Genomic DNA, 21,606 nt, shown 5'->3' on the forward strand with positions numbered 1-21,606 from the left:
GAGATGCTTGGGTCAGGCGCGTTCGGCTCTGCCCGGTAGGCGTGTAAGACAATTGCTTAGGTGCCGATCTTTCCTGTGCGAGCCTCCTTATGTGCTGCCTGGGAAGCCCCTCCGACGCGGAAGTAACCAAAGGCCGCGGCTGACATGAGCGCAGCAACGGCTACGCCGGCGGCGCCGATCCAGGTGATTGCTGTCAACGAAGCGCCTTCCACGACCACACCGCCGATGCCCGCGCCGGCAGCCATAGCCAGCTGCACGACAGAGCTGTTAAGGCTAAGCATGATACTGGTCGCTTCGGGCGCGAGCGAGATCAGATGGTACTGTTGTGTCGGACCGGACGACCAAGCGGAGAAGGACCAGAGCATGAGCAGTGGGAACATCAGCCCCGGCGAATGGGCGAAGAACGAAATCACTACCAGCCAGACCGCGTGGAACAGCATGCCGGTCACCAGCGTGCGCTTGAATCCCCAACGGTCGGTGCCGAATCCGCCCAGCTTGGAGCCGATCAGACTAGCGATGCCAAACGCAAGTAGCGCGATGCTGACGAATTTCTCGCTCATGCCCGTAATATCGAGCAGGAAGGGGGAAATATACGTGTAGGTAATGGAATAGCCGCCGAGCCAGAAAAACGTAATGCCAAGAGCGACGACAATTTTCGGATTCTTGAGCAGCTTCAGTTGATCGCGCAGTGGTACCGGCTGCTCACCGTCCATCTTCGGAATCGCGAAGGCGATGAGCATAAGCGCCAGCAGCCCGAGCAGTCCAATACCTCCGAAAATCACATTCCAGTCATAGGCAGAAGCAACAAGCCGGCCGAGCGGTACGCCGACGATCAGCGCCGTACTGAAGCCCATGACGAGTGTGGCTATTGCACTGCCTTGCTTCTCCGCAGGTGCGAGCTTCGCGGCGACCGTGAGCGCCGTGACAACGAATACGCCGCTGCTCAGCGCTACAATAACACGGGAAACGATGAGGGAGCCGAAGCCAGAGAACAAGTAGGCCGCGACGTTGCCGACGATGAATACCGAGAGGGCATACAGCATCAGTTTTTTACGGTCGACTTTGGCTGCGGCCGCCATCAGGAAAGGCGTCCCGAACCCGTAAGCAAGGGAGAACACGGTGATCAACTGGCCTGCCGCTGCGACCGAGACGCCGATATCGTCGGATACTTTATCAAGAATGCCGGCAATAATGAATTCGGACGTGCCGACGAGAAAGCTGACTAAAGCCAGCATATAAATTTTCAAATTGTAAGACAAACGTTCCAGCTCCTTATCCATATCTCTCTTTATAATAATTTTATATTTCTAAATTTATCGAAATATAAGACGAAAAAAAAACGGCTACCCCAGCAAATACGGGGCATACTTCCGCGCGACTTCTTTATTGACACTATAATAAATGTACGTGCCGTCTTTGCGTAGCGTGAGCAGGCCACATTCCGTAAGCTGCTTCAAGTGATGCGACAGCGTGGAACCTGCTACGGACTCGAGCTTGTTGCCGATGTCGGAGCAGCAGAGATTCATCTCTTCCGTAAGAAGCATCGCTATTTTGATCCGGGTCGGCTCTCCGAGTGCTTTGTAGACTTTCACTGCCTGTTTAACTTCCTCGTTGTCCTCGACCATGGGGTCTCACCACCTTTGTTAAAATGTATTTCGAAAACTATGGAAACAAGAATAACACAACCGCCAGCCGATGTAAATGGGCGATTCGAGCAAACATTGGCAAACAGACATTGACATGACCCGTATACCTGAGCACTTATATCCAATAGCTAAATATGATCAAACAGTAATTTTCATAAATGTATGATTCGATTGATAGCGAGGCAAACAAACTATTCAAAATAAAATTAAAGATAAGTGGGGCTATCCCGCTTATCTTTAAGGTTGTCGCTAATTTTTGAGGAATTAGCGAGTTTTATTATTCTATTGCGCGGTAAGGATTTGTGGACCTTCTGCCGTGATTGCGATCGTATGCTCGTACTGGGCGGCGAGCTTGCGATCCAACGTCCGCGCGGTCCAGCCGTCCGGATCGATTGTCATGTAGTAGGTGCCTTCGGTGATCATGGGCTCGATCGTGAATACCATGCCTTCCTTGATGCGGAGGCCTTTGCCGGGCTTGCCGACATGCATATAGTTCGGCTCCTCGTGCAGGTCCCGGCCAATGCCATGCGCGAGAAGGTCGCGCACGACGCCGAAACCGTTCGATTCGGCATGCTGTTGGATGGCGCTCGTCACGTCGCCAAGCCGATTGCCTGGCTGCGCCTGTGCGATGCCGAGGTCAAAGCATTCTTTCGTGACGCGCATCAGCTTCTCGGCGGTCGGCGATATCTTCCCGACCGCATAGCTCCAGGCTGAATCGCCGAGCCAGCCGTCGAGCTCCGCGACCGTGTCGATCGTCACGATATCGCCCTCCTCAAGTGGCTTGTCGCTAGGGAAGCCATGTGCGATCACGTCGTTGACGGAGGCACAGGTCGCATATGGATAGCCCTTGTAGCCCTTCGTGTAGGGCTTGGCGCCGTGCTTCAAGATAATGTCCTCGAAGATGCGCTCAATCTCATTCGTCGTGATTCCCGGTTTGATGAGCGGGGCGATAGTGCGATGGCATTCGGCCACCACTTGGCATGCCTTGCGTATGGCTTCGATTTCATGCTTGTTTTTTAAGATAATCATGTTTGTATCAGGACTCCTTCATAATAGCTTGCATCGCGAGCTTGGCGATTCGATCGACGTCCAGCTCAGAACTACCCGCATAGTAGTACAGCCCGCAGCAGCCAACCAGCACGGCAAACATATGGTTAACGCTGTCGTCTTCGCGCAGGGCGATCGATTGGAGCGGAACGTACAGCCGTTCCATGAATCGTCGCTTGGTGTGGTGCCGATCCTTCTCAGGCAAGCCTGCATAATGTTCCGCCGCCATTTTGTAGACGAGATATGTGCGGGCGTCTGACTGCCACAGCCGGAGCAGCGCCTTGCAATACATTAACAACTGGCTGTCATCCGAGCTGCCGCCGCATATATTTGCCCATTCTGCTAGGGCTTGCTCGCATCGCTCGAAGCCGCTGCACAGCACGTCTTCTATTAATAAATGACGGTTGGGGTAATAATGGTATACCGTGCCGTATCCGAGTTTGGCCTCGCGGGCGACGTCGCGAATATCAAAGCTTCCTCCCGTGTGGAAGTAGGTGCGCGCGGCGGCGTCCAGGATCTGTTCTCTGCGCTGCATGCGGATGAGCTCATTTTGTTCTTTGGTACGGGGGCACATAGGTGTGTAAACCTCCTTATTTAGACCTGCAAATTTGTCGATATAAACAATGTAACTTATGTGGGAAGAATATGCAAATAGACAATACACTCCTGCCATTTTGTGTTTAGTATAATTACTGGAAAGACATTCACACGGAGAGTGGAATATGCAAATAATACCTGACGGATGCGCGGATATCATTATTGATATGAATCCCGCTTCTGCATCCCAGGGTGCATTTGTAACTGGGCTCATGACCTCTTTTGAAACGATAAATCTCTCATCAAAAGTTGATGCAATTTTGGATCAAGCTGTGCGGGCAGGCGCTATTCTTGCAGATCCCGCGCAGACGCTTTCTGGGGAGGTTACTCGGAACATTTTCTCGATCTGACGGAAACTTGTGGGAGGTAGTCTGGAATCCGGCATGGGATAACGCGGAGATGGGGTAGACGAAGCAAAGCACGGTCAGTTGGGTAAGTGTGGCTTTTTCACGATTATACGACTAGATGTTAATTCTAAGACGTAAATCCGCCATCATAACCTCAGCTTGTTGTGGATCTTCATTCAGCAGCTTCCTGTAAGTCAGCATCCAATTCAGCGTTACAAGCATATGATCGTATTCGTCCTTCTTACGCTCGATCTCATTGATCTTCTGGAGAATCCATTCTATTACTTCTTGGTTTGTGCGTACGTTCGTATCGTGATCCTGCAAAATCGTCTTCAGCTCAGCTAACGAACAGCCGATGCCTTGAAATTTCTTAATCAGCTTTAATCGTTCAATTGCTTCGTCTGAGTAGTTGCGGTAGTTATTCTTCTCTCGCTGAATGTGCCTGCTGTCAAGCAAGCCTTCCTTCTCATAAAAACGAATGGTGTGGGGGGTTAACCCCATCAAGTCTGCTAATTCTTGAATTTTCATATGAAATCATACCTCCAAACGCTTGCCTTAGAGTTTACTTCATAGTTTAGACTAGAGTCATATCTTCGTCAAATGCTTAAGGAGGCGTAAAAAAATTATGCGTATATTCGTTACAGGTGCAGCAGGTTATATTGGTACAGCTGTTGTCCGCGAACTCATCGGTTCGGGGCATCAGGTAATTGGTCTTACTCGTTCAGAGAGCGGTGCTCAAGTATTAGAAAGCTTGGGAGTTGAGGTGGCTCGCGGTGTTTTAGAGGATCTAGATTTACTGCGCAGTTGTGCAGCCAATTCAGACGGTGTTATTCATCTGGCATTTAACCACGATTTCTCTAATTTCGCCGCATCACTAACAACGGATCTTCGTGCCATCGAAGCAATGGGAGAGGGGCTTGCGGGCTCCGGTAAACCACTTATTATCACAGCTCATGCTAATGGCAAGGCTTCGGAGGATGCAGCGCTTGCCTTTATAGAACAAGGCGTGAGAGCATCGATCGTTTCGCTTGCACCTTCCGTTCATGGAGAAGGAGATAAGGGCTTCGTGCCTCAATTAATCCGGATCGCCCAGGAAAAAGGCTCTTCGGCTTACATTGGAGACGGCACCAACCGTTGGCCAGCGATTCATCGCTTGGATGCTGCAGTATTGTTCCGACTCGCAGTAGAATCTGCGCCTGCGGGCTCACGACTCGATGGCGTGGACGACGAAGGCATTCTGTTCAGCGACATTGCCAGCATCATCGGTCGTCACGTGGCAGTACCAGTAGTCAGCATCCCGCGTGAAGAGGCACAAGCGATTTTCGGTTTTCTAGGTATGGTCGCGTCGCTTGACTTAGCTAGATCAAGTAAAGGAACGAAGGAGCTGCTCGGCTGGAAGCCTGTCCAACATGGACTTCTCGCAGATCTAGAGCAAGGACATTATTTTACGAAATAATGTTAGCTAAATGAAGAAGGTCACCTATATACAAAGAAAGTCGCATAAACTGCGGCTTTTTTTGTATATATGCTCTTAGCGTTTGCTCAAGACAGGAACTTCTATACAAAGCCGTATGCCAAAAAGTACAATGAATGACCTGCAGACTCGACTTTGCCTCGGTTTAGTTCACCTTATAAAAGTGAATAATGATAAAACTAAACAAACCAAATCAAAGGGGGCATTCAGTTGCATGAGTATTGGGATACGATCATTCGAACCGCTTCGGCTTTTGTTGTCCTGTTGATCATATCTAGAATATTGGGAAAACAGACGATCTCCAACATGACGTTCCACGATTTCGTGAGCAGTATCACTCTCGGCGGCATTACCGCAAATCTTGCGTTCAACGAGAAGCTCAAACCTTCGTCCTTGGTACTCTCACTAGTAGTGTTCTTCTTCATTTCTTACATGGTCTCCTGGCTGGCACTTAAAAACCGGACATGGAGCAAGTGGATTTCCGGTACACCTACTGTGGTGATCGAGCATGGAAAAATCCTTGAGGACAACATGAGGAAAATTAGATATACGATGGACTCCTTGGTTCAATCTCTAAGGGAAAAGAATATTTTTAATACGGAGGAAGTTGAATACGCCGTCTTGGAGGATCATGGGAAGCTATCCATAAAAAAGAAGAGCGAGTATGAATGGGTGACCCGTAAAGATCTTAAGCTTCACGCGAACACCATCAAATCGTTTCCCGTAGAGTTGATCATCGACGGCAAGATCATGGACGACAATTTTGCTCAAAACGGATTAACCACCGAATGGCTAGAGAAGGAGCTCTCCAAGCGCAATAAAGCTTTGTCCGATGTGTTCTACGCAGTGCGAGGCACGCAGAATAATCTATATTTCGATTACTATCAAGATCAAATCAACAAACCGATCGATAATTAAGTACTTAAGTTTGAACTCCCTGTCTACGTATCAGTCCATCCGTTTTGTTTAGAAACCTACGATCCGAGCGCTGGGTGACAAGAACATAGTAACATTGAAAGCCGCATAAATTGCGGCTTTTTGTTTTATGGTATCAAGTTCTTATTAAAATGACCGGCTGCTGTATTCTCAATGATAGGCAGGAAACCTGTGTATTAATGATAGCTCAGTTATATAGATAACCATTTCTTAATAGTTTTTCTGAATAATTAGAGATATTTTATTCTATTTATTTAGCATAATAGGTAAGTTTTTAAACATGGTAGTGAATTGTTTTAAGAGGCAGAAGCTCTTAAAATTCAAATTATCAGAGAGCAAAGGGGATTCAATAGTGATGAGTACAAAACCAACATTAACGATACATACAGGTGAACGAGGTGCGGAATTAGGTGATTTGTTCGGCATTTTTTTCGAGGATTTAAATCACGCGGCGGACGGCGGGCTTTATGCAGAGCTCGTCCAGAACCGTTCCTTTGAATTTGATCCGATCGATCATCCATCTTACCACGCCTTAATGGCTTGGGAAAAGATCGAAAGAGGCGACGGCAAGACTGAAATAACGATTGAGGAAATTAATCCGTTAAACGCAAGGAACCCTCATTATGTGGCCATTGAAATCATATCGGATGGCGAAGGCGTCGGGTTAATGAACCATGGATTTAACAGCGGCATTGCTGTCAAACAGGGCGACAACTATCTGTTCTCGGTATACGCTCGGCGTGATGCCAGCTTGGACGAACCTATTATGGTAACGATCGAAGGGACGGACGGTAAAATTCATGGCGAGGCCACGATTATGGTGAATTCTATCGAGTGGACCAAATATGAAGCTGTGATTACTGCTAATGCCACCGATACGAGAAGCCGCCTTGTTCTTGTAACGAAAGGGCAGGGAAAGCTCTACCTCGATATGGTTTCCCTATTCCCGGAGAAGACATTTCTTGGCCGGAAAGGCGGATTGAGGAGTGACATCGCTGCGCTGCTCGCGGATCTAAAGCCGAAGTTTATGCGCTTTCCAGGTGGCTGCTTGGTGCATGACGGCTCTTTAAACCCGGATCATCGGAACTCAATGTACCGGTGGAAAAACACGATAGGTCCAATCGAGCAAAGACCAGCACGAAGGAATAATTGGAACTACAATCAAACACTTGGTCTCGGCTATTTCGAATATTTTCTATTCTGTGAAGATATAGGCGCCAAACCAATACCTATTTTGCCGGGTGGATATGATCCCCATCATAATCGAATCGTTCCGATTGACGAGCTGTTGCCGTGGATTCAGGACGCTCTTGATTTGATTGAGTTTGCAAACGGTGATTCGTCAACCAAGTGGGGAGCTATTCGTACGGAGCTCGGTCATCCAGAGCCATTTGGCCTGGAATATGTCGGAATTGGAAATGAAGAAGTTGGAGAACCGTTCTTTGAACGTTATCCTTATTTCCATCGAGCGATTAAGGAGAAGTATCCGAATATTAAAGTTATTAACTCTGCTGGTCCATTTGCAGCAGGAACCGAGTATGAGCGTGGATGGAATTCTGCTAGAGAGCATCAATCGGATTTGGTGGATGAGCACTACTATAGTTCTCCGGAATGGTTCCTCGCCAATGTCCACCGTTATGACAGCTTCAACGCTGAAGACCCGAAAGTATTTTTGGGAGAATATGCATCTTGGGGAAACACCTATTATAACGCACTAGCAGAAGCGGCATTCATGACGGGTCTAGAGAAAAATGCCCATGCGGTAGGACTCGCCTGTTATGCACCACTGCTATGCAATGTAGATTATATCAACTGGAAACCAGATCTCATTTGGTTCAACAATCACGAAATATATTGCACACCTAATTATTACGTGCAAAAGCTGTTTATGCATCATCAGGGAGATCAGCTCTTGCGAGTCGAAGCAAATGGATTTGAGCAGAAAGAAGTGGGTAATAAGAAACCGATTAACGGAGCGCTTGCACTTGAGACAGACCGCTGCTCCTTCCGCTATTGGGATATGCTGCTCGTTAATAGCGATACTGGTGAAGTTAACATGTTGAATGGCGGTCTGCCTGGCAAGTTGTCGGATACGGAAGAAGATAGACTGAACGGGACATCTATACAGACACTAGACTTAGGTGAGACAGATTGGGAGAACTATACGCTAACGTTAAAAACCCAAAGAGTCAGCGGTCTAAAAGGGTTTAAGCTCAAGTTTGGACAAAGCGATGAGACTAATCTGATGACCTGGGAGTTTGGCGGCTGGCAGAATCAGGACTCCTTAATAAGTTCCAGCGTGAATGGCAGAGGTTCTGTCCTGACTCAAAGCATTTTTAATGTAGAAAATGATAAGGAATATACATTGAAATTAGAAATATCCGGGAGACAGATCCGTGCTTGGATTAATGGTGAGTTATTCCATGACACGGAGGACAAAGTTCCGGTAATTGAACCGTTGTATTACTCTGCGAGTTGCGACCATTCAACAGGAGATACCATTATCAAAGTCGTTAATGTGAAGGATAGCAGCGTTAACGCACAGATTATGTTAGCGGATCTGAATAATGCAAATTTGAGCGTTCAAATATTCGAGATGTCCGGTCATTCCCTGGAGGACGAGAATACCTTCGAGTCACCTGAGCACGTATCGCCGAAACAGAAGGAATTCTTTACGGAAGACAGTAGTTTTGAGTACGAATTTCCTAAACATTCAATTACCGTGTTCCGAGTCAAATAAGATAGAAACATAAATAGAGAAATTAGATTCTCTTCAAAAAAATCGCCTTCTAAAGCGATTTTTTTGTTTTACAATGTGACCATTTCTTCGGAAGGGGATAGCAATGCTGAACCGTATATGGAAGCCCAGTCTGATGAGACAGATATTGATCTTAATAGCGTTGATGCTGGTTACTCTGCTTATTACCTACATCATTACAAACCGAATTGCTCAGCAAATTATTGAGCGTAAGGTAACGGCTTCTGTGAATACGATCTTGCTTCAGGTTAATGAGAAGATGACGAGCTTTGATAGTGATATGCAAGGGATATCGACTTTCCTGTATTACAGTCCTACCGTGCAAACCTATATCAATGCCGATGATATTCTGGACAGGGTGCTGATGAACCGTGAGCTGCTGTCCGTATTCGCGAACACGATGTCCATGAAATCGAATATACGAGGAATCCAATTATACGATCGAAATGGAAAACTTCTGACAAGGCTCGGCGAGGGACAAGATGAAACGACGACGCCCGTTAAGGCGATGACATATTCCGGTACTATTAGTTTAGATGACCGTCCAACAGAGCATTTTTACACCATTACGGCACCGATCTATGGACTAGACAGCAATAATATCGCTACAGAATACAGGGGTACGGGCCGCTATGTCATGGATGTATCCAATTTCACTCCTGTTCTCAAAAGCGCGAAAGTAACGGCCAACTCACGTGTGATGTTATTAGATCGTAATGACCAAATCTTGTCCAGTGAAGGGAACGTCACAAACCGTGATTCCGTGAATGTAGATAAGTGGAAAGCGAATCCGAAATATATCGTTCAATCAATTAATTTGGCGCCTTCTGGCTGGAAGCTGATCAGCATCATCCCCAAAAGTGAGCTGCTTGATGAGTTAGGCGCAGTCAAACGGATTAATATTGCTACGTATGCTATTATGTTCGGCATTCTTTGTATGTTCCTGCTCATTTTCTTCACACGTATTCTCAAGCCGATTAAATCCTTAATGGATTTCATTAAATCCTATCCGAAAAACGGAGAAGAGAGCCGATATAACGTCGTTCATCAAAATGAGATTGGCGTGCTGGGTCAGAAGCTGAATAAGATGCTTGACGATATCAGTGTGCTAAGCGATGAGATTCGATCCACTCAAATTCGGATGCTGGAAATCGAGCTGGCAAAAAAACAGATGGAAATATCGGCTTTCCGTAATCAGATCAATCCTCATTTCCTCTATAACACACTCGAGAGCATCCGAGCGATGGCCTTTTATCACGATGTCCGCGATATCGCGAATATATCAGAGTCCTTATCACGAATGTTCCGCTATGCGGTGAAGGGGAGCAACTTCGTTACTATTGCAGAGGAGCTTTCCCATGTGAGAGAGTATGCCAAAATCATTGAATTCCGCTTCAGAGGGAGATTTAAAATTGTGATCCGTTGTGATGATGAACTGTTGAATGAAATGATGTTGAAAATGCTGCTTCAACCGCTTGTAGAAAACGCAGTATTTCATGGGCTAGAACGCAAATTGGGCGAAGGTGAAGTACTGATCGAGATCCGTAAATCTACCGAGAATAAGATCGAACTGCTTATCCAAGACAATGGACAAGGAATGAGTGAAGGCGAGTTGAAGGAACTAAGGGAGGGGCTCCTCCGATATGATGAGCCTGTTCCTGCAGAAAGTGAACAACAGGATGGTATCGGGATTTCTAATATTTACCGACGCACGAATTTGTTCTATGGGGATGCTTCAGCTTTAAAGGTAGAGAGTGTGCTAAATGAAGGGACAAGCGTAAGAGTATCTTTCCCGGTGCGCCTCTCAGAAGGAGGGAATGAGCATGTATCGCGTTTTAATCGTGGATGACGAGCCATGGGTAGCTTACGGCATATCCAGGCTAATTGATTGGGAATTACAAGGGTTCGAAGTTATCGGCGAAGCATATGACGGATCGTCGGCATTAAGACTGATTGAGGAGCATCGCCCGGAAGTCGTAATTTCGGATATTCGGATGCCGGGACTTAACGGTATACAATTGCTTGAGGAGATTACTAGGCAGAAACTGGAGACAGAGGTCATACTTGTGAGCGGTTATTCCGAATTCGAGTATGCACAGCAAGCTTTGCGGCTTGGAGCATTTGATTATCTGCTTAAACAGATTGAGAAAGAACAGCTATTGGAAACGATTGTTCGTTTGAACAGCCGATTAGAACAGAAAAGGTTGTCCGCCAAAGATCCTAATGAACTGCTGAATGATCTATTTGAATTACTCGCTACCGACGGAAATACAACAATCAGACAGTTTTTCACAACTAGAGGAATGTTGCTTAGCTACCCGAATATTCGACTCATTAATTGTATATTCCCCTATGCTACGGTGACAGTTCCTTCTGATCAAGAGATAAGAAGGATTGGATTGGATTATATTTCCATGAGGACTGGATTCAACAAACTGTCCTATATCGTGCTTTATGATGAGGCTGGTCATGCTAGGGAATGGTTTGATTTTATTTCCGTATACCTCAAGGATGCTAGCCATATCGGGATCAGTCCACTTGCGAATTCGTCGGACTGCCTCTTCAAAATGTATCAAGCTGCAGATATAGCGTTGTTCAGTTCTATCTTTTATCCTGAATTGCGCATTGTTCATTATAAAGAGCATGAGATTATAACCGGAATTTCAGGTTTGATGCTGCAGCTTGAGCTGAGTATAAAAGAGCAAAAGTTGGCGCGTATACAGGAATGTCTTGATCAGCTTGCTGTTGTTTGCAGCAACCACCAATTGTTCGTTGATCAAATGGCGAGTGTGTACAATCAAATCATCTCACTTATCCATAAGTATTACAGCAACATAAGTACCTATCAAGAAATTGAGTTTTTAACTTACGATCTGCTGGCACGAAGTAATCCATCCATAAATGCCATGTTCGAAAGATTGAAATCTTATTTCGAGTTAGAAGTAACGCCTGATTTCCCCATTGTCCATGAGCAGGTTAAGGCTGTTATGGAATATATTGATTTCAGTTTTACAGAAGATATCCTGCTGGGTACAATTGCTAAGCGGTTCAACCTCAGCCTCAGTTATCTTAGTTTCCTGATCAAGAAGGAGACGGGAACGAACTATTCGGAGTACATTATCGGAAAACGAATTTCGCTTGCAAAAGATCTGCTGAAAGAAAGCTCATTATCTGTTCAAGAGGTGGTCGAGCGGGTAGGGTACAAAGATTACTTTCATTTCAATAAGCTGTTCAAGAAGCATGTTGGTCTGACGCCAAGCAAATTCAGAAAGATATAAAATCAGAAATCTCCTCCCTTTAAAAAGAGCGGCTTCTTCTATATTTGCTAAATGAAAGCGTTATCTATAATCCACACCAATTTGCAAAATTATAAACATATGGGTGACAAAGGATTCCATTTATCATGAATGGTGAAAGAGCCATTAATAGTCTTAAGGGGGAACAACGGTATGAGAAAGAAGTACAGCTTGTGGACGGTCATGTTATTGACTGGTTCGATAGCGCTTTCAGCCTGCAGTTCGAATCAACCGGATAATAATAAGGATGGAGCGAATAACGCAGCTACGAATTCGGCATCGGTAGAACCATCCGCTAACGGAGCACAAGAGCATATGACTCCGGTCAAGCTAACATGGTTCTCTGATGTGAGTGGTTGGAACCCACCTTCACCGTGGAATTCAGATCCCAATTCCGTAGAAGGGACAATTACAAGTAAGACAGGGCTGTCGTTCGAGTTCAACATCCCCGCTCAGGATGCAGGCACGAAATTAAGCTTGATGCTCGTATCTTCCAATAAACTTCCGGATATTATGACGCTGACAGACGGCACTATAGAGAGGAAGCTGATTCAAGCGGATAAAGTGTGGAATTTGGATGAATTCTTGAAGAAATACGACCCAACCTCACCGCTGCTCACCAATTTCCCTCAGGATCTTAAGCAAGCTTTAACCGAGCGTGATGGCGGCTGGTACGCTTATCCGAGTCATATGAGTACAACTGATGCTAGAAAAATCTATCCTCCGTCGAGCGAATTTTATTCGGATGCAGCGGAATACCGCAATAATAACGCTATTATGTTCAATCAAGAGATTATGCAGCAAGCAGGCATTACAGCAGATGACCTTAAGACCGAAGATGGTGTACTAGCGGCTTACGAGAAAGTAAAAGGAATGAAGATAGACGGAGCTCCGGTCGTTCCGCTTCTTATTGATGGCAAATCGTATCAGGGCTTGTCTGTCGGCGGAACTGGGCACGGGGGAACATTGGGCACACTGGAAGCGATGTTTGGCGCTATGCCTATCGATAAAGACGGCAATTACCGCGATGTGATTCTCGCTCCAGAAACAAAGCATTCGCTCGACTTCCTGTATAAAGCGGCACAAGCAGGTGCCTTTGATCCAAGTCAGATGACTGTGGACGATACATCGACGAAAGCGTCTGTCAAATCCGGCCGGGTATTCAGCTTTATCGGTAATACAGCCAATACTGGATTTACCGATGAGAATGCGGTTGGGACTTGGATTACCCCTGGTCCGGTGATGTCAAATGAGAATACGAAGCCAGTATCCGGACGTTCTATGAAAGCAGGCACAGGCTGGATGAATACATTTATTTCGAAGGATGCGCCTAATCCGGAGCGTATTGCCAAATGGCTGGATTTCATGACAAGTAATGAAGGACTGCTGCTCAATTATTACGGATTCGAAGGAGTAGACTATACGCTCGACGCGAATGGGCTTGTAGTGCAAAACGAGCAAGGGCTGAAAGACGCCGCGGATTATTCCAAGACAGGTGTATTCGCGTTCTGGCCTTTCCACAATATTGCTTGGCATGACCATGCGACGGTAGCTCCTACTTCAAATAAAGGGGCAGACAGCGTGATGGCGATGCAGGTACAAACATCAATTGGCAAGGCTTCCGAGACTTATGACACGTCAGCGCTTATTATGCCTAGCGACTTCATTGCAGCCGGCAGCAAGATGGCCAATGACCAGCTGCAAATTAAAACCTATCTGGAAACACAAATCTCCAAAATCATATTAGCTAAAGATGATACTTCAAAAGAAAAACTGTACGAGGATATGGTTTCTCAGGTGAAGAAGATGGGATTGGATGACATCAACGCGAAAATTAATGAACAATTCCATAAGCAGCAAGAAAGCTACGGCACTACAATTAAAGGCATCAACTCTTAATAAATGGATTCATTGAGTCGTGCCAAAGTTTCCGAGCTTTGGCACGCTCAGTCTTGATCAGGAAGGAGAGCAGCTTATGAAACAGTCACCTATGGTTTTAAAGAGGAAGAAACAAAAAGGCTTTGCGCTGCAATCCGACCTTCGAACGCAGACAGAGCTTGCCATCATGATTGGGCCTGGCGTGATTTCTATCATTCTATTTAGCTTCTTGCCGTTATTTGGTCTGCTGATGGCGTTTAAGCATTATGACCCGATAAGTGGAGTAAAAGGGATATTCACAAGTCCATGGAATCACTTTGATAATTTTAAGCTCATCTTTGATAATTTTCAATTCTGGCCAATGGTTAAGAATACACTCGGTATTAACCTGATTGGTTCACTTGTCGGCATACCTGTCACGATTATATTCGCATTACTGCTTAATGAGATCGTAGGTACAAGGTTCAAATCAATGATTCAAACGATTACTTATTTGCCGCATTTCTTATCTTGGGTTATCTACGGCGGCTTATATATTACATTGCTGAATCCGCAGGAGGGGATTATTAATTATCTGCTTGTTCACTTGCATCTGGTGAAAGACCCTGTGCAATTTCTGTCGGATCCAAGCTATTTCTGGGGTCTTGCGATTGTAACAAATCTATTGAAGGACCTCGGCTGGGGAGCTATTTTGTATCTGGCCGCAATGGCGGGCGTTGATCAATCTTTATATGAGGCTGCGTCGATTGACGGGGCGGGACGTTTCAAACGAATGTACCATATTACATTACCCGGAATCCTACCTACATTAATGATTATGATCATTTTCGCGATAAGCGGTATGCTGAACAATAATTTCACACAAATTTATGTGCTGCAGAACTCTTTGAATCTACCTGCAAGTCAGGTTATCGATACGTATGTTTATCAGACGGGACTGCTCAATTTCCAATTTGATGTCGCAACGGCAATCGGGTTGATGAAATCAGTGCTCGCGCTTGTATTGCTTGTTGGAGCTAACTTTGCTTCGAAAAAAATTACAAAATCAGGTCTGTTCTAAGGAGGCGTCCGGTATGGTAGGGGGAAAGTCTCTTGGAGACCGTACATTTTATATTACGAATGCAGTAATCATGATCATTATCATGATTGTGACCGTATATCCTTTTTGGTACGCCATTATCAGTTCCCTGAACAGCGGGATTGATCTACAGCGTGGTCCCGTTTTTGTGTGGCCGCGTATGTTTACTTGGGCAAGCTGGCGTGCTGTTCTGGCTGACCCAGGTTTGCTTAGTGCAGCCTGGATTACCGCATCACGTACCATAGTTGTGACTTTGGTATCTATAATGTATACGGCAATGTTCGCTTATGCCTTTTCGCGTCCTTATCTGAGAGGGAGAAAATGGTACATGGCCATTGGATTCACAAGTATGTATTTCAGCGGGGGACTAATTCCTTCGTTCCTGTTAATTAACTGGCTCCATCTCTATGATAACTACTGGGTATATATTATTCCCTCGTTGTTTGGCGGTTTTTGGAACGTAATTATATTGAATGCGAATTATAAAGCGATTCCCGACGCCTTATTCGAATCCGCCAAGCTGGACGGAGCTAGTGAATTCTCGATCTTTTTACGTCTTGTACTGCCGCTGTCAAAGCCGGTTCTGGCAGCGTTATCGATCTTCACTGCTGTCGGCATCTGGAATGATTACGGTACAACGCTGTATTTTACACAGTCTAATGATCTTCAAACTCTCCAGTATTTAATATTGAAACTGCTGCAGTCAAGCTCGGCGGTCGAACAGCTGTCAAGCTCGGCGTCACTGTCTAATCCTGCGGTGTCGGAACTGTTATCCCTCGCGCAAGGACAAGGTGAGATCACCTCGCAAACGATCGAATTAGCTTCCATGGTCATTGCTTCCATTCCGATGATTATTATGTATCCTTTTGCGCAACGCTTCTTTATTTCAGGGGTACTGCTTGGCTCTGTGAAAGGGTAGAAACACTGAGAGGATGATAAGAATGAAGGCACCTTTGTTTCGGGATCCGATACATGATGGCGCGGCTGATCCGGTCGTAATATGGAATAGGGAAGCACAGGAATGGTGGATGATTTACACGAACCGCCGAGCGACGGCAGAGGGAGAGGGATTCGCTTGGGTGCATGGCACTGACCTTGGTATCGCCTCCTCGCGGGATGGCGGTCGGAGCTGGCTGTACCGCGGCACGCTGCCAGGGCTGGAAATCGAATGGGGTCGCAATACATTCTGGGCACCGGAAATTTATTGGCATGACGGGCTGTACCATATGTATGTTAGCTATATTCAGGGAGTGCCGACCACTTGGGCTGGCCATAAGCGCGATATGATGCATTATACGAGTCCGAACCTGCTAAATTGGACATTCCAATCCAGACTTGAGCTGAGCTCTGATCGGGTCATCGATGCTTGCATCCATGAACTGCCAGACGGCGGCTTCCGCATGTGGTACAAAGATGAGGCGAATCAATCACACACTTATGCGGCGGACAGTAAAGACCTGTACCATTGGGAAGTTGTTGGACCGGTCATTACGGAGCGAGGACATGAAGGGCCAAACGTGTTCTGGTTCAAAGGCACCTACTGGATGATCGTAGACGAGTGGAGAGGGCAAGGTGTATTCCGATCTAATAATTTGGATGCATGGGAGCGGAATGGGCTCATTTTAGATCAGCCTGGTACTCGTAAAGACGATGGTACTATTGGCTTGCATGCCGATGTTGTTGTTCAGGGCAATCATGCCTATATTTTCTATTTTACACATCCTGGAAGGAACGAGACGCAAAACAAAGATGGAATGAAGAGCAGGTACGAAAGCCGCCGCTCATCGATTCAGGTTGCCCGATTAGATGTTGTAGATGGTATCCTTATTTGCGATCGTGATAAGCCTTTTGAACTTAAATTAGTGCCGTAAAAAATGACTTAAAAAATTCGAAGAAAATAAAGAGAGTCACTCCTAAAAGTTACAATAGAAGTCGCATATTCTGCGGCTTTTTTATTTTGTGTATAATCGTTTACTCAAGAACTTCTATACATAGCCGAGGGCCAAAAAGTACAACTTCTAATATCTTTAAACTGTATTACGAACGTAGGTTCTGATATAATGTAACAATAAATTGAAGTAGAAAGGAAGCAGCTATGAACGCTATAGAAGCCATAGTTCAGAATTTAAATGAGATTCGACGTAGAAGCATGATTATTTGGGGAAGTATTCCGCATGAGTTTTTGGACTGGAGACCGGATTCAGAAGCAATGAGCATAAAAGAGATGATCCGCCACGTCCTGGATAGTGAACATTATTACCATCTTGCCTTGTTGAATGAAGGAAGTCTAACCGCTTATGAATCCCCTTATGAGGCTCGTGCTTTTACAACGCTCAAAGAGGAACTCAACTTTTCAGAAACCTATCGGAAAGAATTTATGAATACAGTACAATCCTATACACAAGAGGATTTAACAAGAATCCAGATTGATAGAAAAGACGTAGGGTATATTCGTTCATTAGGCGACATGCTTTTGAGAATTGGTTACCATGAAGCAGTCCATTCAGGTCAACTTTTAGATTATTTAAGATTAGCCGGATTAAAGCGGCCAAAGGTATGGGATTGAAGTTTAAGAAGGATAGATTGAGCTAAACGAGGAACGTTAGTTCAGCCATCAAAGAGCAGTTGCCGCAACGGCAGCTGCTCCTTTTTTATTAAGCTGATGGACACAGGAAAATGGTTGCTGGCAGAGTTTTCGTACCAATTCGTGAAACTGGTGAGCAGTTAGGAGCTAAAATCAGCTGGAATCAGAAAACAAAGACAGCTTCTATTGAGAAAGATGGAAATAAGCTAGTTGCTAAAGTTGGTCCATAAGTCAAAACTTTCGACGAAAGAGTTTATGCTCAACTTCGTGAAGTAAACAATACATTCTATGATAATGAACCCGTGGGATTTGACACAAAAAGTCTTACGGCAGGTAATAATCACTTTTTTGTATCTGTTGCCCCATTAAAAACAAGTGTTGCATTAAAAATAGCTTCGGAAGCCATTTCTAAGAATAAAGAGGAGATCCGCCCTGAACAGGACAACGCAGGAACACAGCAGCTTCTTCATTTAGGCTTTCCAAGCCGTAATGACAACACTGCCCATCACATTGGAGAAGTTGCTCATCAGGCGTTCATTTTTCATCATCATGGCAACTACATCTGGTTTTGTGAATAGTTCGTGATCGATTACCCGTAAAGGATCGTTATCGCTCACCAGTTGTTTCATTTGCGAAAAATGAGTTGCGGAGTACTTATGAAAACTTGATTTGCTCATCAGCTTCAGCCATTCCGGAACGGTTCGCAGATGATGAAGTCCGTAAAACGACTGGAGTTTTTTCTTTTGCACCGTGGTTAATTGTATGGAAAATGCCAGCTCGCGATCGTATAGGACTCCTTTCGGCTTCAGCACTCGCCAGTATTCACGTATAGCGGAGCTTCCTTGGGTAAAAGCCGTAACCGACTCTGTAAAAACGGCATCAAACATCTCATCCGGAAAAGGCATGGAAGCGGCATCCGCCTGTACGATGCGGACGGGAAAATTGCTTATCTTCGCACGGTAAATCGCTTTTTGAATCATATCTTCATTCCGATCGATTGCTGTCACGTTACAGCCTAAGCTGGCTAAATAACACGCAGTCCGGCCAGTTCCGCAACCAACCTCCAGCACTTTTGTGCCTCCTGGAAAGCTAATTTGCCCGATTAATTCTTTGGTCGCTTGGAAACCACCCGGATGCGCACTTCCTTCGCCGAGCCGGGCTAATAATGTATGATAATCCAACGCCTTCTCACCTCTTCCGATATTCTATGCATAATCTCCTTCATGACTGCACCCATTCTTCACTGCTTTTTGATGCTCGCGCTGTCGTCTTTCTACCTTTTGTCATTACTTGAGAGAATGAAGCATATCTCGTTTTTTCTCCAAATAGAAGACAATCGTACAAACCATATAGCCGTTTTTTTCATAGTCTAGGATATACAAGCATCAGGTTAGGAGGAATGAGGTTATGCAGGAAGTTTATCCGGTTTGCCATAAAACGGTCTATCCGTACATCGGACGGAGGGTTAGTGCACTCACATATGACGGAAGTCATTTTATCGGAACAATCAAGGGAGTAAAAGACGGTAAGTTAGTGCTGGAGGATTGTATTTTTGACAAGAAACCTGTAACTCTGTCGTCCGTTCGGAATAGAAAGCATTCAAAAAAACAAACTCGCACCAAGCATAAAGCAAGACTGTCCAGTTATTATGATGGATACGGTGGAGGCTATGACGGATACGGTGGAGGTTATGGCGGTTACGGTGGAGGCTGTGGCGGATTCGGCGGCGATTGCTTCTTTTTCCCGTTTGCGATCCTTGCCTCACTTTTCATTTTGCCTTTCTTCTTTATTTAATGGTGTTGACACGATTACAAATTGTGAAAAGAGGAATCTCTATTGAAATCTAGGAAAGCTCCTAAAAAAAGAGAGCCTATGGGAAGAGTTCATGCGGTCAAGAAAGCTAAACGTTTGGTCGGGCAGCCCGTTTATGTCTTGTTAAATGACGGTAACTGTTACATCGGAACGGTTCAAGCCATTCATGACCATAAGCTAATCCTTTCCGAAACCAGAAACTGTGGGAGAGTAAATCTTTCCGATCGTTCCAAGACACCTGAAGTCCAAATATCGGGGCTGCTAGATTCCTTGATAGGGGGAATAGGCGCGCTCAATTCTTTTGGTTCAATGGCATCCGGCTTATTCAAGTTCAAGCCAATGTTTTCCGGCCCGTCAGTCCAATCTGAGGCGGGAATTCTAACAAATCAACAGGATTCGGAAGGCAAGTCAGGGCCGGGGCCGGCAGGTGGAGAACAGCAGAGCGGTTTTTTCGGATCTTTTAAACAAATGCTGCCGAAAGTCCAAGTCGGTCTTAATATGGTGAAGACGATTATGCCTTTAATGGGTATGTTCAAAATCTGACGCTTTATTCCGTTTTGCTCAGCCTGCCGGGAATCCCCGGTGGGCTGTCCTTATGATGATCTGCTGCTTTCGTTCAATGAAAAAGAGATGATGCCACAAAGACACCATCCCTACATATGATGAATCGAACAATCCCAAAATTACTTACTCCTGCGGGATAGCACTTTCATCCATAAAGCCGATTTCCCATTGATGACCGTCTAGGTCTAGGAAGCTTCTCTGATACATGAAGCCGAGATCTTGCGTTTCATTTGCAATATTGCCACCTGCTGCAATCGCGCTGTTAACTAACTTGTCCACTTTTTCGCGGCTCTCGACCATTAATGCAATTAAGACTTCGGTCGTTTTGGATGCATCAGAAATCTCTTTCTTGATGAAGGTCTTGAAGTACTCTTCAACCAACAACATGGAGTAAATGTTTTCTCCGATGACCATACAAGTTGCATTCTCATCAGTGAAGTTCGGGTTGAATTCAAAGCCTACTTTAGTGAAAAATTCCACAGATTTCTTCAGGTCTTTTACTGGTAGGTTAACAAACATACTTTTGGCTGTTTCTGCCATTCCGATCACCTCAAGTATACAGTAGCATTATGATAAATTGGATGTCAAACCATCTATATACCAAATAACCAAAAGCATTCAAATCGTTCTCCCATTGGTTCAACAAGTTCAATGTAAGACTAACTCAGTTGAGACATTATACACTTTCATATTTTGGTAAGAACGATGTAAAATATAGAGGCATTATATTAGGTTCAATGTATTATTGAAAATAATAGAAATGAGGTCTGAATAGGTATGTTGGGAATCTCTGTTATGACTTTCAATTTACGATATCCAGAAATTAAAGACGGTCCCGATTATTGGCCGGAACGAATCGACCGGGCGACTGCCGTTATCAAAAAACATCAACCTATGCTAATCGGCACTCAAGAAGGCTATCACTCGATGCTCAAAGATTTGGAGACTCGTTTGAATGAATACGATTGGGTCGGGAATGGTCGATTTGGAGAAAATGAGAATGAGCACAATGCTATTTTTTATAACCGCGACGAACTAACACTTGAAGAAGACGGGCAGTTTTGGCTGTCGGAAACACCTGAGTTGGAAGCTTCGATTAGTTGGAATAGTGCATTTCCGAGAATCTGTACGTGGGCACGTTTCCTTCATCGGCAGTCCAAAAAATCATTCTATCTTTACAACACCCATCTGGACCATCATAGCCAAGAAGCGAAAGAACGTGGAATTCAGATAATAGGGGAATATATGGCTAAACAGCGCGCTTTGGATGGACTTCCGGCTTTGCTTTCAGGAGATTTTAATTCGTTTCCTGGTGAATTCCCGATTCGTGTATTGCGTGGCGAGATTGAGGATAACGGCAAGGAAAATGTTTTGACGGACGCATACTCCCTAATCAATGGGAATCCCGGTCTGACGTTCCATAGCTTTAAAGGAGGAGATTTGGGAGAGCCGATCGACTTTATTTTTGCTACCGCGGAATTCGAAATCTTGTCTGTGGAGATTGATCGTTGCCAAATAAATGGAGGATATCCATCGGACCATTATCCGGTTGTGGCGAAAATCCAATTCTAGTAGATCAAGAGTTACAT

23 protein-coding genes are annotated in these 21,606 nt (G+C 45.2%); 16 read left to right on the plus strand and 7 right to left on the minus strand.

Annotated elements, in window-relative coordinates:
• Window positions 1-56: 56 nt before the first annotated feature.
• The 4 genes from AB4Y93_RS02500 to AB4Y93_RS02515 form a co-directional block, all read right to left on the minus strand.
• Window positions 57-1,259, minus strand: a complete 1,203-nt coding sequence (locus AB4Y93_RS02500) for an MFS transporter (protein ID WP_441888614.1) — start codon at window positions 1,257-1,259, stop codon at window positions 57-59.
• Between the two features lie 84 nt (window positions 1,260-1,343).
• Window positions 1,344-1,625, minus strand: coding sequence for an ArsR/SmtB family transcription factor (locus AB4Y93_RS02505; RefSeq protein WP_441888616.1), 282 nt, complete (start codon window positions 1,623-1,625; stop codon window positions 1,344-1,346).
• A gap of 303 nt (window positions 1,626-1,928) precedes the next feature.
• Window positions 1,929-2,675, minus strand: coding sequence for a type I methionyl aminopeptidase (gene map, locus AB4Y93_RS02510; protein ID WP_441888618.1), 747 nt, complete (start codon window positions 2,673-2,675; stop codon window positions 1,929-1,931).
• Window positions 2,676-2,682: 7 nt separating this feature from the next.
• Entirely contained in the window at window positions 2,683-3,159 is a 477-nt protein-coding gene (locus AB4Y93_RS02515) for a TetR/AcrR family transcriptional regulator (protein WP_441889237.1), read from the minus strand.
• On the opposite strand from AB4Y93_RS02515, the gene AB4Y93_RS02520 reads away from it, so the two are divergent.
• On the plus strand, window positions 3,109-3,291 hold the full coding sequence (locus AB4Y93_RS02520; RefSeq protein WP_441889259.1) for a hypothetical protein: 183 nt from the start codon (window positions 3,109-3,111) through the stop codon (window positions 3,289-3,291). The genes AB4Y93_RS02515 and AB4Y93_RS02520 overlap by 51 nt on opposite strands.
• Before the next feature lie 124 nt (window positions 3,292-3,415).
• Window positions 3,416-3,640: a hypothetical protein gene (locus AB4Y93_RS02525; protein WP_441888620.1), complete on the plus strand. Its 225-nt coding sequence runs from the start codon at window positions 3,416-3,418 to the stop codon at window positions 3,638-3,640.
• A 111-nt stretch (window positions 3,641-3,751) separates the two neighbouring features.
• On the opposite strand, the gene AB4Y93_RS02530 is transcribed toward AB4Y93_RS02525, so the two are convergent.
• Window positions 3,752-4,165: a MerR family transcriptional regulator gene (locus AB4Y93_RS02530; protein WP_441888622.1), complete on the minus strand. Its 414-nt coding sequence runs from the start codon at window positions 4,163-4,165 to the stop codon at window positions 3,752-3,754.
• A gap of 97 nt (window positions 4,166-4,262) precedes the next feature.
• Here AB4Y93_RS02530 and AB4Y93_RS02535 point away from each other — a divergent pair, with 97 nt between their 5' ends.
• From AB4Y93_RS02535 to AB4Y93_RS02585, 11 genes are all read left to right on the plus strand, one after another.
• Complete coding sequence (locus AB4Y93_RS02535) at window positions 4,263-5,093, plus strand: SDR family oxidoreductase (protein ID WP_441888624.1); 831 nt, start codon at window positions 4,263-4,265, stop codon at window positions 5,091-5,093.
• Window positions 5,094-5,321: 228 nt separating this feature from the next.
• Window positions 5,322-6,029, plus strand: coding sequence for a DUF421 domain-containing protein (locus tag AB4Y93_RS02540; protein WP_441888626.1), 708 nt, complete (start codon window positions 5,322-5,324; stop codon window positions 6,027-6,029).
• Between the two features lie 373 nt (window positions 6,030-6,402).
• A complete protein-coding gene (locus AB4Y93_RS02545; RefSeq protein ID WP_441888628.1) occupies window positions 6,403-8,787 on the plus strand; it encodes an alpha-L-arabinofuranosidase C-terminal domain-containing protein in 2,385 nt (794 codons plus the stop codon).
• Between the two features lie 103 nt (window positions 8,788-8,890).
• On the plus strand, window positions 8,891-10,654 hold the full coding sequence (locus tag AB4Y93_RS02550) for a cache domain-containing sensor histidine kinase (RefSeq protein WP_441888630.1): 1,764 nt from the start codon (window positions 8,891-8,893) through the stop codon (window positions 10,652-10,654).
• Window positions 10,629-12,083, plus strand: a complete 1,455-nt coding sequence (locus AB4Y93_RS02555; RefSeq protein WP_441888632.1) for a response regulator transcription factor — start codon at window positions 10,629-10,631, stop codon at window positions 12,081-12,083. The genes AB4Y93_RS02550 and AB4Y93_RS02555 overlap by 26 nt, the downstream gene beginning before the upstream one ends.
• Window positions 12,084-12,254: 171 nt before the next feature.
• Window positions 12,255-14,000, plus strand: a complete 1,746-nt coding sequence (locus tag AB4Y93_RS02560; protein WP_441888634.1) for an extracellular solute-binding protein — start codon at window positions 12,255-12,257, stop codon at window positions 13,998-14,000.
• Between the two features lie 76 nt (window positions 14,001-14,076).
• Entirely contained in the window at window positions 14,077-15,039 is a 963-nt protein-coding gene (locus AB4Y93_RS02565; protein WP_441888636.1) for an ABC transporter permease, read from the plus strand.
• Window positions 15,040-15,052: 13 nt separating this feature from the next.
• Window positions 15,053-15,976, plus strand: coding sequence for a carbohydrate ABC transporter permease (locus tag AB4Y93_RS02570; RefSeq protein WP_441888638.1), 924 nt, complete (start codon window positions 15,053-15,055; stop codon window positions 15,974-15,976).
• Between the two features lie 22 nt (window positions 15,977-15,998).
• Complete coding sequence (locus AB4Y93_RS02575) at window positions 15,999-16,928, plus strand: glycosyl hydrolase (protein ID WP_441888640.1); 930 nt, start codon at window positions 15,999-16,001, stop codon at window positions 16,926-16,928.
• Between the two features lie 224 nt (window positions 16,929-17,152).
• Window positions 17,153-17,623 (plus strand): DinB family protein, encoded by a 471-nt coding sequence (locus AB4Y93_RS02580; protein ID WP_441888642.1) that lies wholly within the window; start codon window positions 17,153-17,155, stop codon window positions 17,621-17,623.
• Between the two features lie 110 nt (window positions 17,624-17,733).
• A complete protein-coding gene (locus AB4Y93_RS02585; protein ID WP_441888644.1) occupies window positions 17,734-17,871 on the plus strand; it encodes a stalk domain-containing protein in 138 nt (45 codons plus the stop codon).
• Between the two features lie 240 nt (window positions 17,872-18,111).
• Here AB4Y93_RS02585 and AB4Y93_RS02590 read toward each other — a convergent pair whose 3' ends face one another.
• On the minus strand, window positions 18,112-18,822 hold the full coding sequence (locus AB4Y93_RS02590; RefSeq protein ID WP_441888646.1) for a class I SAM-dependent methyltransferase: 711 nt from the start codon (window positions 18,820-18,822) through the stop codon (window positions 18,112-18,114).
• Between the two features lie 226 nt (window positions 18,823-19,048).
• On the opposite strand from AB4Y93_RS02590, the gene AB4Y93_RS02595 reads away from it, so the two are divergent.
• Window positions 19,049-19,435 (plus strand): hypothetical protein, encoded by a 387-nt coding sequence (locus tag AB4Y93_RS02595; RefSeq protein WP_441888648.1) that lies wholly within the window; start codon window positions 19,049-19,051, stop codon window positions 19,433-19,435.
• Between the two features lie 42 nt (window positions 19,436-19,477).
• Window positions 19,478-19,996, plus strand: a complete 519-nt coding sequence (locus tag AB4Y93_RS02600; RefSeq protein WP_441888650.1) for a hypothetical protein — start codon at window positions 19,478-19,480, stop codon at window positions 19,994-19,996.
• A gap of 144 nt (window positions 19,997-20,140) precedes the next feature.
• On the opposite strand, the gene AB4Y93_RS02605 is transcribed toward AB4Y93_RS02600, so the two are convergent.
• A complete protein-coding gene (locus AB4Y93_RS02605; protein WP_441888652.1) occupies window positions 20,141-20,557 on the minus strand; it encodes a VOC family protein in 417 nt (138 codons plus the stop codon).
• A 255-nt stretch (window positions 20,558-20,812) separates the two neighbouring features.
• Between AB4Y93_RS02605 and AB4Y93_RS02610 the strand changes: the two genes are divergently transcribed.
• Window positions 20,813-21,589: an endonuclease/exonuclease/phosphatase family protein gene (locus tag AB4Y93_RS02610; RefSeq protein ID WP_441888654.1), complete on the plus strand. Its 777-nt coding sequence runs from the start codon at window positions 20,813-20,815 to the stop codon at window positions 21,587-21,589.
• Window positions 21,590-21,606: the final 17 nt, after the last annotated feature.

It is taken from the genome of Paenibacillus sp. YAF4_2, assembly GCF_052113225.1.
GTDB lineage: Bacteria > Bacillota > Bacilli > Paenibacillales > Paenibacillaceae > Pristimantibacillus.

Bases quoted from the DNA above. Each gene is read 5' to 3' on its own strand.
- AB4Y93_RS02505 (WP_441888616.1), bottom strand. From the start codon at position 1,625: ATGGTCGAGGACAACGAGGAAGTTAAACAGGCAGTGAAAGTCTACAAA.
- map (WP_441888618.1), bottom strand. From the start codon at position 2,675: ATGATTATCTTAAAAAACAAGCATGAAATCGAAGCCATACGCAAGGCA.
- AB4Y93_RS02520 (WP_441889259.1), top strand. From the start codon at position 3,109: ATGGTATACCGTGCCGTATCCGAGTTTGGCCTCGCGGGCGACGTCGCG.
- AB4Y93_RS02525 (WP_441888620.1), top strand. From the start codon at position 3,416: ATGCAAATAATACCTGACGGATGCGCGGATATCATTATTGATATGAAT.
- AB4Y93_RS02530 (WP_441888622.1), bottom strand. From the start codon at position 4,165: ATGAAAATTCAAGAATTAGCAGACTTGATGGGGTTAACCCCCCACACC.
- AB4Y93_RS02535 (WP_441888624.1), top strand. From the start codon at position 4,263: ATGCGTATATTCGTTACAGGTGCAGCAGGTTATATTGGTACAGCTGTT.
- AB4Y93_RS02545 (WP_441888628.1), top strand. From the start codon at position 6,403: ATGAGTACAAAACCAACATTAACGATACATACAGGTGAACGAGGTGCG.
- AB4Y93_RS02550 (WP_441888630.1), top strand. From the start codon at position 8,891: ATGCTGAACCGTATATGGAAGCCCAGTCTGATGAGACAGATATTGATC.
- AB4Y93_RS02555 (WP_441888632.1), top strand. From the start codon at position 10,629: ATGTATCGCGTTTTAATCGTGGATGACGAGCCATGGGTAGCTTACGGC.
- AB4Y93_RS02560 (WP_441888634.1), top strand. From the start codon at position 12,255: ATGAGAAAGAAGTACAGCTTGTGGACGGTCATGTTATTGACTGGTTCG.
- AB4Y93_RS02565 (WP_441888636.1), top strand. From the start codon at position 14,077: ATGAAACAGTCACCTATGGTTTTAAAGAGGAAGAAACAAAAAGGCTTT.
- AB4Y93_RS02570 (WP_441888638.1), top strand. From the start codon at position 15,053: ATGGTAGGGGGAAAGTCTCTTGGAGACCGTACATTTTATATTACGAAT.
- AB4Y93_RS02575 (WP_441888640.1), top strand. From the start codon at position 15,999: ATGAAGGCACCTTTGTTTCGGGATCCGATACATGATGGCGCGGCTGAT.
- AB4Y93_RS02580 (WP_441888642.1), top strand. From the start codon at position 17,153: ATGAACGCTATAGAAGCCATAGTTCAGAATTTAAATGAGATTCGACGT.
- AB4Y93_RS02585 (WP_441888644.1), top strand. From the start codon at position 17,734: ATGGTTGCTGGCAGAGTTTTCGTACCAATTCGTGAAACTGGTGAGCAG.
- AB4Y93_RS02595 (WP_441888648.1), top strand. From the start codon at position 19,049: ATGCAGGAAGTTTATCCGGTTTGCCATAAAACGGTCTATCCGTACATC.
- AB4Y93_RS02605 (WP_441888652.1), bottom strand. From the start codon at position 20,557: ATGGCAGAAACAGCCAAAAGTATGTTTGTTAACCTACCAGTAAAAGAC.
- AB4Y93_RS02610 (WP_441888654.1), top strand. From the start codon at position 20,813: ATGACTTTCAATTTACGATATCCAGAAATTAAAGACGGTCCCGATTAT.